Source organism: Paenibacillus sp. GCM10028914 (assembly GCF_042666275.1).
Lineage (GTDB): Bacteria > Bacillota > Bacilli > Paenibacillales > Paenibacillaceae > Paenibacillus_AQ.
This window is the reverse complement of record NZ_JBHTFO010000014.1, coordinates 40,592-55,743: the sequence shown is the minus strand read 5'-3', so window position 1 is coordinate 55,743 and position 15,152 is coordinate 40,592. Positions and strand designations below refer to the sequence as shown.

Annotated in this window: 16 protein-coding genes; 2 read left to right on the top strand and 14 right to left on the bottom strand. The window is 40.1% G+C overall.

Annotation, left to right across the window (positions count from 1 at the left end; all coding sequences use genetic code 11):
• Positions 1-11 precede the first annotated feature (11 nt).
• From ACFQV5_RS12995 to ACFQV5_RS12985, 3 genes are read right to left on the bottom strand one after another with little or no spacing between them, the layout of a single operon-like run.
• Positions 12-1,145 (bottom strand): Ger(x)C family spore germination protein, encoded by a 1,134-nt coding sequence (locus tag ACFQV5_RS12995; protein ID WP_379247407.1) that lies wholly within the window; start codon positions 1,143-1,145, stop codon positions 12-14.
• Positions 1,142-2,269 (bottom strand): GerAB/ArcD/ProY family transporter, encoded by a 1,128-nt coding sequence (locus ACFQV5_RS12990; protein ID WP_379247405.1) that lies wholly within the window; start codon positions 2,267-2,269, stop codon positions 1,142-1,144. The genes ACFQV5_RS12995 and ACFQV5_RS12990 overlap by 4 nt, the downstream gene beginning before the upstream one ends.
• 15 nt (positions 2,270-2,284) lie before the next feature.
• The gene (locus tag ACFQV5_RS12985; RefSeq protein WP_379247403.1) at positions 2,285-3,742 is read right to left on the bottom strand and encodes a spore germination protein; all 1,458 of its coding nucleotides are present in this window, start codon (positions 3,740-3,742) and stop codon (positions 2,285-2,287) included.
• A gap of 214 nt (positions 3,743-3,956) precedes the next feature.
• Between ACFQV5_RS12985 and ACFQV5_RS12980 the strand changes: the two genes are divergently transcribed.
• Positions 3,957-4,862 (top strand): pentapeptide repeat-containing protein, encoded by a 906-nt coding sequence (locus ACFQV5_RS12980; RefSeq protein WP_379247401.1) that lies wholly within the window; start codon positions 3,957-3,959, stop codon positions 4,860-4,862.
• Positions 4,863-4,947: 85 nt separating this feature from the next.
• On the opposite strand, the gene ACFQV5_RS12975 is transcribed toward ACFQV5_RS12980, so the two are convergent.
• From ACFQV5_RS12975 to ACFQV5_RS12965, 3 genes are all read right to left on the bottom strand, one after another.
• The gene (locus tag ACFQV5_RS12975; protein ID WP_379247399.1) at positions 4,948-5,337 is read right to left on the bottom strand and encodes a glyoxalase superfamily protein; all 390 of its coding nucleotides are present in this window, start codon (positions 5,335-5,337) and stop codon (positions 4,948-4,950) included.
• Between the two features lie 26 nt (positions 5,338-5,363).
• Complete coding sequence (locus ACFQV5_RS12970; RefSeq protein ID WP_379247397.1) at positions 5,364-6,479, bottom strand: glycoside hydrolase family 88 protein; 1,116 nt, start codon at positions 6,477-6,479, stop codon at positions 5,364-5,366.
• A gap of 136 nt (positions 6,480-6,615) precedes the next feature.
• The gene (locus tag ACFQV5_RS12965) at positions 6,616-6,993 is read right to left on the bottom strand and encodes a hypothetical protein (RefSeq protein ID WP_379247395.1); all 378 of its coding nucleotides are present in this window, start codon (positions 6,991-6,993) and stop codon (positions 6,616-6,618) included.
• Between the two features lie 214 nt (positions 6,994-7,207).
• Between ACFQV5_RS12965 and ACFQV5_RS12960 the strand changes: the two genes are divergently transcribed.
• Positions 7,208-8,050, top strand: a complete 843-nt coding sequence (locus ACFQV5_RS12960) for an alkaline phosphatase family protein (RefSeq protein ID WP_379247393.1) — start codon at positions 7,208-7,210, stop codon at positions 8,048-8,050.
• Between the two features lie 54 nt (positions 8,051-8,104).
• Here ACFQV5_RS12960 and ACFQV5_RS12955 read toward each other — a convergent pair whose 3' ends face one another.
• From ACFQV5_RS12955 to ACFQV5_RS12920, 8 genes are all read right to left on the bottom strand, one after another.
• A complete protein-coding gene (locus ACFQV5_RS12955) occupies positions 8,105-8,737 on the bottom strand; it encodes an FMN-dependent NADH-azoreductase (RefSeq protein ID WP_379247391.1) in 633 nt (210 codons plus the stop codon).
• A gap of 104 nt (positions 8,738-8,841) precedes the next feature.
• The gene (locus ACFQV5_RS12950; RefSeq protein WP_379247389.1) at positions 8,842-9,486 is read right to left on the bottom strand and encodes a nitroreductase family protein; all 645 of its coding nucleotides are present in this window, start codon (positions 9,484-9,486) and stop codon (positions 8,842-8,844) included.
• Between the two features lie 110 nt (positions 9,487-9,596).
• Entirely contained in the window at positions 9,597-10,046 is a 450-nt protein-coding gene (locus tag ACFQV5_RS12945; protein ID WP_379247387.1) for an RrF2 family transcriptional regulator, read from the bottom strand.
• Positions 10,047-10,131: 85 nt separating this feature from the next.
• Complete coding sequence (locus ACFQV5_RS12940; RefSeq protein ID WP_379247385.1) at positions 10,132-10,533, bottom strand: NUDIX hydrolase; 402 nt, start codon at positions 10,531-10,533, stop codon at positions 10,132-10,134.
• Positions 10,530-10,973: a DMT family transporter gene (locus ACFQV5_RS12935; RefSeq protein WP_379247383.1), complete on the bottom strand. Its 444-nt coding sequence runs from the start codon at positions 10,971-10,973 to the stop codon at positions 10,530-10,532. The genes ACFQV5_RS12940 and ACFQV5_RS12935 overlap by 4 nt, the downstream gene beginning before the upstream one ends.
• 70 nt (positions 10,974-11,043) lie before the next feature.
• The gene (locus ACFQV5_RS12930; RefSeq protein ID WP_379247381.1) at positions 11,044-11,742 is read right to left on the bottom strand and encodes a Crp/Fnr family transcriptional regulator; all 699 of its coding nucleotides are present in this window, start codon (positions 11,740-11,742) and stop codon (positions 11,044-11,046) included.
• A 56-nt stretch (positions 11,743-11,798) separates the two neighbouring features.
• Positions 11,799-12,224 (bottom strand): DMT family transporter, encoded by a 426-nt coding sequence (locus tag ACFQV5_RS12925; protein ID WP_379247379.1) that lies wholly within the window; start codon positions 12,222-12,224, stop codon positions 11,799-11,801.
• A 203-nt stretch (positions 12,225-12,427) separates the two neighbouring features.
• Entirely contained in the window at positions 12,428-15,019 is a 2,592-nt protein-coding gene (locus ACFQV5_RS12920; RefSeq protein ID WP_379247377.1) for a glycoside hydrolase family 84 protein, read from the bottom strand.
• Positions 15,020-15,152 lie beyond the last annotated feature (133 nt).

Here is a 15,152-nt window from a genome sequence, read left to right as displayed (position 1 = left end):
TAATACATACCTCATTCGATAATACCCGTACGAATAACATCGATATCGATCTGAGCATTTATCGAGGATTCAGGGAACATCTCCGCCCACTTTTCTTCAAGGTATTCGGAGTTTCCAACACGACTGCGATAGAGCTCTCCAAACCCTACGCAATCCGAATTTATTTTACGCAGCTTATCCAGAAGCTGTTGTAATTCACCTGTTATCTCAACAGTGATTTGGTGCTCCAAGGCGTCAATGGCACCGGGTTCAATAAATTTATAACGCTTAGATACTTCCTGAACGTCAACATCAATGTTGACTATGACTTTGAACTTGAGATTCTTTGGATCAACAAGCTTGATCTTTGCTTTACTCTTCGTGACATTAAATACTACTTTCACGTTATCCGTATCTTCCAATAGATAACGATCCATACCACTTTGATGCATATCTTCTTTTTTAATATTTAATTGGTATAGATAAGGGGTGTCTGCTCCTTTAAGCGTCTTAATAAAAAAACCTTCTCTTGGGGTAGCTTCACCTACAATTTGATCTTTATGCAGTAACGCGAGCCCCTTTAAAGCAACTTCATCCTCTTCCTTTTTCAATACAGGAATCGCCAGATCCGATCGTTGAAGTCCCCTTGATCGCGTAAAGTCATGCAGTGTCATGGACGGAGTCCAATTTGTCTTAAGATTATGTTCCAATAGTTCGTTAAGAGTAACCGCTATATTGGAATGATTCTCATATTTATATGCAAGCAACTCTTCGGGAGAGCCATCTACAATCGCGATCTTTATCATATCACTAAAGAACGGGTCCCGGCTTAAGACTTCAATTTCTTGAATCATGTTTAAACGAAATATGTCCTTATCCAATAAAATGACTCGTATTTGCCCAGTCGCAAGCTTATTAGGAAGCATCTGATTCATCTTTCTTCGAGCCCCCTTACTTGTCTCTGCCTCTACAGATACCGTACGACTTGTATCTTTAGCATTAGGCTGTGCATTAATAAATGTACCCGTTACTTGAAATTTATTGTTCTCCTTCACTTCATACGCAAGAGCGATCACAATGGACTGATCCTCTAGTACAGTCGATCGCTGACAGGCACAAAGAGTAACGAGAAGACACAATGCGGCACATAATCGGAACTGTTTCACGAAGTATCCCCCCCCTTGCTTGTTCGCTTTCGTTCACGAACCTTGAATACAATCATTACAATCAGGCTTAATAGAAGAGGATATAGAAGTGACAATACTGCGCTACTCCCCCCAATCAAATGACTGAGTCGCTCAATGTTTTTACGGCCTTCCATCATGACTGTTACCCCAAATGCCAAAAAGATCACAACAAGCAGCATCACCTTCTGATTACTGTTCCACATCCGTTTAAAACCTCTTGTTATAGCCCAAGTGTTGATTAATATACCGGTTAAAACCATCAACATCCACATTGAAATCACGATGAACTCCAACCGTTCCGTAAATGGGAATTTTAAGATTTTTAACATATTAAAGGTTGGCCAAATCGAACGAATCAACTGAGATGAAGAAAAATACACAAGGGAGAGAATCATGATCGAAAGATAAACCACGTTACCAAATAAAAGGGAGAGCTGGGAATGAAGCATGGTCCGCTCTTTATTTCTAACATAAGGATAAATTAGCATAATAAATTCAAACCCTGCCAGGGTAAAACTCATCCTAAAGGAACCTTTGAGTATATCCATAACGCTGCTTTCCATGACAGGAAGCAATTGCGTCCATATGGCATACTTCAAGGTAGCAAGACAAAAAAATACTGTTATCAGTATGACAACAAAACCTAATAGACACATTCCGACAATGACCCTAATTCCACCGAAACCTGCATAGATAGTAAGAGATACAAGAAGTAAACCTATTAACCAGCTACTCATATCCGGAAACATCCATACTTGAACAACAACAACATAGCTTCTCATGATAAGAATCGTAACGAAGAGATAATACAGCATATAGATGCAGTTAAACAGCGTCCCGATATACTTACCAAACATGTCAAAGTGAATGCCATATAAATCGGTAGATTCGTACTTACTGAGCATACGAACGATTAACCACAGAAGAACGTGTGCATACAGACAAGCAATAATTACCGAAATCCATGCATCGTGTTTAGCGATTTGAAAAACATAGCGTTGAAAGCTAAAAATCCCGATTCCAATTTGCACATTACAAATAAAAAAGAACAGGAGGTAAGCATGGATCTGGCTATTTTTTGGGGGATACGAAAGAACCTTCATTACTTAACCTCCCGTTCATTCATCGTTGCTTGATTTAAACCATTGTGAAATACGTGATTTCATATTTTTGATATTACTTCTGGTAAGATCGGTTTTATATTCTAGTTGAGAATTCTCAGTTACAAGCATGGTATTGACGAGTCCTTTACTATCAGGCGGATACCAGGGATACATGTACGGCTTGCCATAACTCGTCATTCGAAGCAAATGAATGACCAGAAATCCTGAGAAGAAGGCAATACCCGGAAGTCCTAAAAGGCCTGCTGCCAAAAGCATGGGAAATCGTATGAAGCGAATGGTCGAGCTCATCATATAGTTAGGCGTCGTAAATGAACCCAGCGCTGCAAGTGCAACAAGCATAATCAATATGTTACTGGTAAATCCAGCTTGTACAGCTGCCTGTCCAATAACAATACCTCCTACGATACCCATCGTTTGTCCAACCTTAGTCGGTAGTCTCGCTCCAGCTTCCCGAAGCAATTCAATGGAGACCTCCATAATTAGTGCCTCCATTAGCGGCGGAAATGGAACACGAAAACGAGATGTAATTAGCGGCTCAAGTAAGGTCATCGGGATCATTTCATAATGATAGGTTAACGCAGCCACATACAAAGGCGTCAAAAATATCGAAATGATAAGCGCAAAAGCCCGTAAGAATCGGTTAAACATCCCAATTCCCCATGTGGAGTATCGATCTTCTACAGATTGGAAGAAATCAACAAACCCATTTGGACCTATAATAACCTGCGAGTTTCCTTCCACCATAACGACTACCTTACCTTCTAATAAAGCCTGCGATGTACGGTCAGGCCGTTCTGATAAACTCATTTCAGGAAACAACGAATATTTATTATCCGTTAAAATCTTTAGCACTAACGGACTCCCTATTAATCCTTTTATTTTATGACTCATTAATCGCTTACGTACGATTTCAATAAATGGATTCTTCTCTTGATCCTCTAAGTAGAGCAAACTGACTAATGTATTCGTTTCAGCCTTCAATTGCACAGTCTCTTGAATGAACTTATCGCTGGTAATATAAGAGCGGAGTAAAGCTATGTTCTTCTCCATTGATTCTGAAAATGCAATCATCGGTCCATATATTGTCGACTCAATATCGGCATTTGCAGGCGCACGTGATGGGATATTCGCTACGTTGACTAATAAGCCACCCTCTTGGCCCTCATATAATACAAGTGCATACCCACTTAACAACTTTTCTATAGCATCCGAAAGCTTATCGAATGCTTTGCAATCTCCAATGTGAATGAATTCAGACAGCTTCTCAAAAGATTCGAAGTTAATCTCCTCTGCTAAAGGAGCTATCAAATTTAAGTTTAACTGAGCATCATCAACCATACCGGTCATATAAGCTACGACGATATGATTACCTAGGGACTTCGTGACTAAGCCTTCACTTCCGTGTAAGAATGATTTGATTTCCTTCTCCATTTGCTCACTATAAGTTGACATGAACATCCCACTTTCATTAATAATCGGATATTACACAAGGATGTACTAATCTTCTCCAATTTTGGCTTACGGATAATATGTCCTCAAAATTGGAATTCAATGCATTTCTTTTCATACTTAACATTTCAAAAGGATATATTTCTCTAAAAACACATTTACATCCAAGTAATTATGGATTTATATTAATTACAAATGAAAGGTGGTTATTCAGCACATGAATGAGAAGCAAGATTCTACATCTCCACTTAAGAAAGAACGTGCTTATCTACAAGCTGAGTGTGAGAGCTGTTTTGGATTATGCTGTGTTGCTCTCCCCTTTGCAGCGTCTGTAGATTTCGCGATAGATAAAGTTGCCGGCAATCCTTGTACCAATCTATTGCACAATTTCCGCTGCAAGGTTCATAACGACCTTAGAGAAATAGGATTCCGGGGATGTACGGTATTTGATTGCTTCGGTGCAGGTCAGAAGGTTTCTCAGGTTACCTATAGAGGACAAAGCTGGCATCTGAAACCATCATCTGCGAAGGAAATGTATGAAGTATTCCCTGTCATGTGGCAGCTTCATGAGCTGCTCTGGTATCTGTCCGAGGCATTAACCCTCGAGGCTGCTAGACCAATCTTTGATGATCTACAGTTAGCACTTCATGAAACTCAGAAACTTACCGAACTCAGTCCACAAGCAATCTTGGAACTGGATGTATCCTCCCACCGAGCGAATGTAAATATACTTCTTCTGAAAACAAGTGAACTCGTCCGTGATGAAGCGAAACGCAAGCATAAAGGTCCTCCCATTCAGCATAAAGTGGAAGGTCGTGGTGCAGACTTGATTGGTGCTAATTTAAAAGGAACCGATCTCCGCTATGCTAATTTGAGAGGAGCTTACTTGATCGCTGCTAACCTTCAGGGAGCGAATCTGAGAGTCGCAGATCTCATTGGGGCCGACTTAAGGGATACGGATCTAAGAGGGGCTGATCTTACGGACAGCATTTTCTTAACCCAAGCTCAATTGAATGCAGCTAAAGGGGACAAGCATACTAAGATCCCACCTTCTCTTGCCCGTCCTAAGCACTGGAGCAGCAGCGGCAAACGCAATAAACATTCAGATTCATGTCGAACCTAATAAAACAGCCGACACTGAAGTAGTGTCGGCTGTTTTATCGTGATCACGCAAGAGAATTGATGAATGGAATAGCTTAATTAGCCCTCTATTTTATATCCTGATATAAATGAATACGGTTCCCAAAAGGATCAGTAACAGAGAGTTCAAGCGTCCCCCAAGGCATCGTTTCTAAACCTGGTCGCATATACTTGTATGCTTTTGTATGTAACTGTGCATGTAATTCCTCGATATTCTGAGTTTGAACCCGAATAGCCGAGCCAGGACAGCAATCTCCATGATGCTCCGAAAGATGAATAATGCACTGGTCCCGTGATATTTGCATGTACAATGGCATATTGTCCTCGAACCGATGCTCCCAATCTAATCGAAAGTCTAGATACTGCAAGTAGAACTCTTTGGCCTTATGTTCGTCGAATATTCTGAGGATGGGTGTAATTGCATTCAGTGATATTTCTGATGTATTTAAGTCCCTCATCTCCTTCCTCTACTTCAGCATGTGAATTACCAATAGCCCTTTATTCCTTTATCCATTCTTACAAGCGCTTCCAAATAATAATAGTCTCCCCAGATCATATAGTTATCAGGTGCTTGCCCTCCGCGAACATGATAAGAGCCGTGCTGAATCAGACCTTCAGCATTCTCGATGTTACGGGTTGAATAATTGTCAACTAATGATTCCATCATACGCAGCAGAGCTGCACGAAGATAATCTCGATCAGAATCATCTTCAGGCATCAACTCTAGGAGCTCTAAAATTCCACATGCTGTTATTGCGGTTGCAGAACTGTCACGCGGTGTCCCTTGTTCTACTACATCATCAAAGTCCCAATATGACACATGATCTTCTGGTAAGTGATCAATGAAAAACCGAGCCATGCGTTTAGCTGTATCTAGATAAATTTCATTCTTAGTATAACGATAGCTGAGTGCAAATCCATAAACACCCCAAGATTGACCTCGGCTCCATGTTGACCCATCTTGGAAACCTTGATGAGTTCCACCTCGCAATGCATTTCCTTGTAAGCGATCAAAATAAAAAGTATGATAACTCGAGCCATCACCGCGAATAAGAAAACGCAAGCTTTTCTGAGCATGCTTCTCGGCGATATCATAATAACTTGAGTTTCCAGTCTCTAGATGAGCCCAATACAGGAGTGGCAGATTCATAAGGCAATCGATAATAATTCTTCCGCCATTCTCGGGATCGTCTTCCATCCCCCATGCTTGAATCGCTCCAAAACCTTCACGAAATCTACTGACAAGCTTGTCCGCTGCTCGCAGAGCTAGCTGTCTTGCTTCCACATTCCCTGTGATTTTCCATTCTGCAACTGCAGATAAAGAATACAGAAATCCAATGTCATGGTGATCGAGTGCAATATGATTCTCTAGACGATGTTCGAAAGCATGAAGCTGCTCGGAAGCTGTCTGTTTAAAGAATTCCTGACCACTATATTCGTATGACAACCACATCATGCCAGTATAGAAGCCATCAATCCAATCATTATTTTGACCCCATTCATATCTCAGCTCATTCGAAATGTGCGGGAAAAGTCCTGGGTGTTGGATCGCATTACGCTTTACTGTCTCCATAGCCGTTTCAATTGCTTCTTTCCACATCTTAAACACCTCTCATTTCAGTCGGTAGTTTTAATCCAATATTTTCTTATTATTCTAACATATTAAACATGGATAAAAACAAAGAAAAAAAGCACCTGGTCAAACCAGGTGCTTAAAATATCCTTTCGGAAAACACTTAAATTTTAAACATTCCGATAAGTGGCATGATTGTTTTTATCATATTCATTCCTACTTGAATATGCGGTATCATTTTCCCAAACATCTCAAACAGACCCGGTCCACCGCCGCCACCCTCTGCTGCAGCTCCTCCGGATGCACCACCAAATCCTCCAAAAAGGGAACTTAAAAAGCCCGATATCTGAGCTCTATCTTGACTGTCTGCAATCGTTTTAGGAAGTCTCACATCAGGCTGAATCCCCGAAAGTGTGACTCCGTCCTTCTCCATACTGTTCATGATCCCAATATAATAGCTGCCATCTTTCAAGACAACCATAACAGGTTGACCGACAAGGTGGTTGTTTTTATTATGCTTTTTTCTTTTTTTTGTAGGCACGTTAATCACCTCACTTTTGATGTTCTCATATATCAATTTATTCAGCTATTGTTCGTTCTCCTGTGCCTTTTGTACACCTAGTGTAAATAGGGCACAAAAAACAGGCGACTTCATAATAACAATAGAATATTTATGTTGACAGGTAGAAACGAACTTATTATGTTAGGGTCTTAATCATCACAAACATCACATGAATTAGGGGAGGTTTTTAAGCGTGAACAAAGCTAACGAGATACAACGTGTTTTTATTCTGGGAATGGACGGCGCCGGTAATTTCATTCAGAATACCCCGACTCCAATCATTGACGCGTTCCTGGAAAAGGGGGCTGTTACCTACAACGCACAAGCACAATCACCCACCATTAGTGCTGAGTGCTGGGGATCTGTACTTCATGGGGTTGTACCGGAAAAACATCAATTGAATAATGAAGTCGCTGCAAATACACTTTATCCTTCTGATTCCGCATATCCATCAGTATTCCAAGTGGTTCGAGAAGCTTGGCCTGAAGCGAAGCTCGCTGCGTTCTCTAGTTGGACTCCAATTAATTATGGGATTATTGAGGATGGTCTGGGAATACATAAGGAGTCGAAGCCAGATGCCGAACTTGTTGGTGCTATTGAAGCCTATCTAGAGCAAAATACCGACGTTAAGCTTCTGTTCATGCAATTGGATGAACCAGATGGAGCTGGCCACACGTACGGATATGGGCCTGACTCACCGGAATATTTGAATGCGATTACAAAAAATGATGAGTTGTTCGGACTTGTATTAGCATCTATTGAGAAAAGGGGTTTGTTAGAGGATAGTCTTGTTATATTGTTAACGGATCATGGTGGCGGCGGTAGCCATGCATACAGCCATGGAAGCGATCATCCGATGGATAAGAACGTGTTCTGGGGATGTGTAGGACCGGGAGTAGCAGCAGGCACTTCTCTTCCTGAATTATTCATTGTAGACACTGCAGCTGTTGTGCTTAATGCACTGGGACTTCAACAGCCAGATTCTTGGGATGCTAAGGTTCCAGAAGGATTATTCAGCGAAATAAGTATTACTTAGCAACAAAAAAAAGACGATCCCCGGGTTACCCGGAGGTCGTCTTTTGAATTTTAATTAAACCAATTGCTTAGCAAGTTGAGCTGCTGCTTCTTTAACTTTTTCCATACCTTCGTTGATGATTTCATCTTTACGGTCTGGGAATGCATTGTGACCTTCGATAACTACTTCGTTGATAACTTCCATTCCGAACACGCCACCAACTACATTACGGATGTAGTTTACAGCCATTTCCATTGGAGCTGCTTCTGGTGTGGAATAAATTCCACCGCGAGCTGAAAGGATAATTGCTTTCTTCTCTGGCATCATACCTACCAATTGACCTTGCTCATTATATCTGAATGTGAACCCAGCTTGGTACACATAATCAATGAAAGTTTGCAATGGTGCAGGAATAGTCAGGTTCCACAATGGGAAAGCAAATACAACAACATCAGCAGCTGTAAGAGCATCCATCGCTTTTTGTTTAGCAGCCAAAATACGTGCTTCCAAGTCAGTCAATTCTGCGCCGCTTTGTACTTTACCGAAAGCGTTGAACAGATCTTGCCCGAAATAAGGCATATCTTCTTCATACACATCAAAAGTTGTTACGTTTAGTCCTTTCACTTCTTCCATGAAAGTTTCATACATTTTACTGGATACCGCTTCAGTCGCTGGACGGTTATTTGCTTTGATAACTAATACATTCATTTAATTTATTCCCCTATCATCTCGTAGTAACTAGGTAAGTATGTTGTACATGCAAACCTGATGTTATTAGTATAGCACCTTTATCTTTTATAGTCACTAGTTAATTAATTGTTAATTTTATTCCAAAATGCAACTTCTTGTAAAGGGAGGCGCACAGATGGGAAAGCTGGCTTAGCTGCCTTACCGATCGCGATAAGCATAATGCTCTCATAGTGATCAGGAATGTTAAACTCTTGTTTGAATTGTTCACGATTAAATCCACCCATTGGTACTGTGTCGTAGCCTCTGGACTTCGCAATTAACATGAGCTGCATGGATACAAGACCGCCATCAATATCCAGAATACTCTTCTTCTTAGCATCATCCAAATTACGATACATCGTATTCGCAGTTGTAATAAATTGCTGTTTGATCTCCTCTGGCATGATTCCCGCTTCATGAGCTTGAGTATAGATCGCCTCTCCCTTTTCATACCATTTCATATCACCAAGTACTGCAATTACAGCAGAAGCTTGCAATACTTGTGCTTGGTTATGAGCGATGGGATGTAACTTCTCTTTTAATTCCTGCTCATCGATGACAAGAAATCTCCACGGCTGAAGGTTACTTGAAGATGGAGCAAGTGTTGCTTCAGTCAAGATTTCCCTCATCTCTTCTCTTGAAATCGTCACCGATGGATCGTAATACCTTACGGAATGACGTTCTTTCACAACCGTTTGAAAATCCGTTATCGATAAATTTGAAATCATAATATCCACTCCTAATTGTTTAATGTGTGTAATAATGCACAGTTAAACCCAAAATTTTACTGTGCTTTTATTTGCACAGTATATTTCAAAATGATTTCCGCTGTCAATAGCTATATCATTTTCTCCGCGATATCCGCAATAGTGTGGGATTTCAACACCTGGAGCGTGCTTTCTTCGATCTCAGACATAATCTCTGAAAATACATTTTTCATCTGTCCGCCAACACAGTTCTCTCTTGCAGCCTCGATCATGCTATCAGCAATTGTGGAGTGTATGCGCAGTGCAAGATAAACTTCAGCAAGTGATATGTCAGATGCATTCTTAAATAAACGGTATCCTCCGTCTCTGCCTTCACGAGCTTCAATAATATGTTCTTGGACTAAAGCCTTAAGAATTCTTCTTAGCATAGTTGCATCCGTGTGCAAGAGAGCTGCCATATCTCCACTTGAACACTTTCCTGATTGTTTCTCCAGAACAACGAGAGCTTGGAGCGCTAAGCTAAATGTTTTAAAGGTGGATGGGCAGGCGATTGCTGATTTCTTAGACGATAGATTATTCATTTTTGTGTCCCCCTCCATTGTCATTGATCATTAAAACAGTGTACCTCACAATTTCACTCTTCATCAAGTTGAACGAACAAATAGACTACTTAAGCATTTTCATCTCGTTTAACCTGTCAAAAATCATCTGCGAGACGACAGACACACGATCTCTATCGTTATAGGTTAGCCATGCGACTTCATCAATCTCAGAGGCCGGACTTATAAATCCATCATACTCCCCAGTATAACAAGACATTCTGACAACAACCCCTGCTTCTTTCCCGTGAGCCTCAGCTTTAAAGTTCCCAAAGTGTAAGATTGTTTCATGTTTTATAAGAATGGATAATTCCTCTTGAATTTCTCGAGTAAGCGTGTCGATATCTGACTCCCCTGTTTCTCTTTTCCCTCCTGGAAAATAGTAAATATCTTTTCCTTTGGAACGAGCACATAATACCTTACCATCAACAATATGAATCCAGGCTATTTTATCAATTATAGTTGTCATGAAGACTCTCCTTTTTTAAATACAATTATACCTCCAACGATGATTATTACCCCTATTAGTTGATTAAAAGTAAACGGCACTTTTTCCAGACCAAGCCAACCAAGCGAGTCCCATAACAAAGCAAATCCAAGTTGTGATGTCATTACAATTGAGATGGCATACGTTGGACCAAGCAGCCTTGTTCCTTGCATCAAACAGATGACAACACCGACTCCAATTAATCCACTAAACCAGTACCATGGTTGCATGTATTGAAAATTGCTAAATGTATCTTTCCCCTCAACAATCAAGCTCATTGTCAATGAAGCTGCGAATCCTAATCCTAATACTAGCGTAGTCGTTGCCCAAGAACCAGATTGTTCATTCACTTTGCTATTAAATATGTTTTGCATACTTACGAGTGAACCTGCAACAAGCGCTAACAACAGTCCTAAAATCATTACTATAAATCTCCCCTAGACGTACATTTTCCTATGCAAAATATTCTTGTTCTTAATAATACAAATGTGCTTATTCGTAAATATTATGTTCTGCTTTCATACTCAATCTTTCTCTGTCTATGATCTGAATGAATCCCTTACGACGCTCAATAAGACCTTCCTCACAGAACTTTTGAATGACTCGGTTTAAATGTCTATAACTAGTTCCAATCAAATTAGCTGCATCCGCTAAACTAACCGTGCTTACCTTATCTTTAATTAATGCGTCTGATTCATCATAAGATACTGACATTAAATAACTCGCTAATCGGACTTCTACAGGATGCAATAAATTAAAACTAAGGAAATCGGATTTAATATAGAACTTTCTTGTTACGATCTCTAATAAAAATCGCAAGAGTGGCGCATGATCTTTGCCATACTTATTCAACCAGCGATACTGCACACTAATCATTTCAACTGACGATACAGCTTCCACCGTATTAATCAAATCTTGTTCTTGTACATATTCAATATCACCGATCACTTCAAGTGGCTTTTTAAAAGATAATATCAATGCTTGACCTTTCGCAGAAGTCGTATAAATCTTAACTTTTCCTTTAACAAGAATATACATTGTATGAGCAGGTTCACCTTGAACACAAATTAGTTCCCCTTGCTCATATTTATTTAATGATAAATGAGGCAATAGTTCATCGTTAAAAATAGTTGTAAGTTTATACGTTTGTAAATATGATTCTAGACGATCAAGATCTGTAATCTTGTTCATGAAATCAGACTCCCCTCCAATCTGAAGCATGTCAGTATCAGCCATGCGTATGGCAATCAAAGTTTGAGTATCACAACCCCCGCAATCATCATTCCGATCCCGATAAACTGTGGTAGCCTCATCTTCTTCTTCACCACACCGAACCATCCATTAATATCAATTAAAAAGGTCAGAAATAACTGTGCTATGAGTAATGTGGCTATCGTAAAAGTAACACCAATTCTCTGAATTGCTGTAACCTCACTGAATATGATAACCGCAGCTAATGCTCCGCCAAACAGATATAATGGCTTAACTCGCTTGAACCCTTTCAAGTTCCGGTCCCTAACAAACATTAGGATGACTAGAGCCATAATGAATCCCGATAGCTGAGTAATCGTTGCAGCCTGCCAAGTTCCGATATCTTGACTTATCCGTGCGTTGGCAACCCCCTGCAGTGTAATAAAAGCCCCTCCTAAAAAAGCAAAAACAATTCCTCTCACGATCTTAACTCCTTATATATTTGATTTGATTATAATTAAAAACATATCCACGAACTTAGGCTAGGACATATGTCCTCATCTGCCGGGGTTATTTCATGATCCGTTTTGTACATTCGTTTCCTTCATTCCAATTTATTAACCCACCACAAAAACACCACAGGGGCTCCCTGTGGTGCATGACTATATTTAAAGTAATTAAAATGCTATAAAATAAATCCTTTTGATGTTCTGACACTAGGGAGCGAATGTCCGGATTTTCTTTCTACGTATATACGATTTTCTCCAGTACTGAAAGAGAGTCCCTCAAATACCACTTCTGCATCCTCAGAAGCAATATTAGATACCTTATACGGAGATTTTTCATCCATTGAATGATATAAAGAAATGACATCTCCTTTGTTTACGTTGGTAATTGTAACTTGCCCAGTTTCGTTCATCTGGATCTCAGATGTAAGTACTTTCCGCGATTGTTCAGGATAACGCTCATCAAATAATTCAAATGCGTAAATCCGGCTATGCCCACTACCGTCAATACTTGTCTGTGCTGGCTCCAAGATTTGTAATCGAATATATCTTGCCGTTACCTCATTCAAGAGTAATCGATTAATCACATCATCTCTGTTGTCAGTAACTTCATCAATAAGTGTGAAATGTTCTCCATCATTACTCGCGAGAATCTGAACATGTCTAGTGTTCCAAACCTTCGTTTCCCGCGCTTCTGGATGTCCGCAGTTCACAATGCGATATTGTTTGACCGTTACAGGCTGTTGTAAGTCAATCGTCAGATGTGGTCTATGTTCTTTCGAGCACCATTTCCCACTGTTGATGACTCCGTCAATTGCTTTATCCGCATTCTCATTATCATTCGTACTACTAGATGCTGTTGCCGTGACTCCAGCAGACTTCAATGCAATATTCTTCATATCATAATTCAGTTCAAGGGCCTTCTGTTCTGTTCCAGCCGCTACTGCAATTAATACGATCATATCCGAAATAAAAGGCTTGATTACATGTGTACCTACATCCACAGTAAAGTCTTGCGGGATACCATCTTTTAAACGATGTACTTTGCATTTTTCCATTGCATTTAATAACTCTAAGGCTGATTCATTATGGCGTTCCATAACTACCAAATCACCCTGCGTAAGTGCTGAGACAGCGTGAATAACATGCTGGGCTGATTGCGCCATCAGTTTGAAAGCATTCAGAAATGGGCGTAATTCTTCAACCAAGTGGGCATTCAGACAGAATTCAAATATTCGATCCGCTGCAGTTTCCATGCGATTAAAATGAGTCAACAGTGTTTTCGCTATTTCCGTTGCATCCCGTCCTTGTTCAAGAGCCGCTTTTAATTCTTGGACACCTTGTTTCAAATACCATGACTCATCAAACAAGAAATCTCCACTAACTCCGCCATCGTCTAAAATGTAGCAACTGTTTGATGCAAAAATCTCTAAATCTTCCGCCACTTCAGGTGCAAGCACTTTAAAAGATGCTGAGAAACTTCGCTCACAATCGTAAGCATCAGTATTCCAGTTATGGTCAGCAATGCAGACTAAAGCTTGTTTAGAAGCTTGCGGTTGATTCATCGGATTTGAAAAGAAACCGTTTACGTTATCTAAGTCAGAACTGAGGTTCTCGATCTTCCCCATCAGAATTTTAGCGTCACAGTAATCGTTAACAGGATAATTCCACCATACCGACAAATTTTTATCTGACCCAATCGTCCGCTTCGGTGAATCAAATTGTTCTTTGGACACATTAGACATCGTGGCAGCACCCGTCCACATTATTTCAACATCTTCATGCAGTGTTTCTACAAAAGGTTTGAAATATTCTGTCATGGATGGTCCCCAAGCTTCACAGTATCTTGTTCCCACCGTAATCAGAGGTCTAATATCATCATGCGCTTTTATAAATTCAGTATCAATTCGATTAATGAATGCTGCTTGCTCTAAGCCATTAGGAATGCCAACTATATCATCAAATAGGACACCAAATTGACGTACACCCAATCCATATAACTGCTCTAGTTTGGCAATAGCAGATTGGAAATCTTCCTCCAGAGAAAGGTCAATCGTGTCACCTGGATGGATCGTCCATACAAAATTCAAATTGTTCGCATGTCCAGCCGCTGCTAGCTCTGCAATTTCTTGAGCTTTTTCAGTCGGATAGAAATCTCTCCAGTTCTTTCTGTGATACGGGTCATCTTTAGGTGCATAAATATATGTATTTAATTTCTGCTGACCACCGAACTTCATGAGATCCATCCGATCTTCATGACTCCATGGATAACCATAAAATCCTTCAATAAAACCGCGATAACGTATTTCAGGATAATCCGTAATCATGCATTTATGTACATCATGGTCCTTTAATTGACTTAAGATCGAATCTAATGTGACAACACCATAATGGATTCCATCACGGTCATTACCGATAATGGCAATATTACACGTCGAATCTCCATTGATGATGAGATGATAACCTTCTCTATGTGACATTTCGGCAACTGATTCGGAATGAAATTTAGCTATCCACTCGTGATTAACCTGCTGTTGATTTGTTAGATATATATTTGTTTTACCCTCAGCAAAATCATCAGACATCGTGAACGTATAACCGTTTTCAACAAGACTTTCATGTAGCTTAGGTAATGTAGCCTCATTCAGGTCGGTTTGAACCACAATATGCACATGGCTCTGTAGGCTAGTCTCTTCTCCATAACTAATCATTTCCTGCGGAACAGGAGTAATCTCATAAACGCAGTCTGTCGTGTGATTCAAACGATTCATTTTCTGTCCTCATCTCCCCATGTGTTAAGCAAAGTTTGATTCGATCAGCTCCACTTTGCACGGTGTAATATGGTACATTATAGCGTTGATTCAGACAAAACGATATAACACTCTCTATAAGAGTGTCAATCCA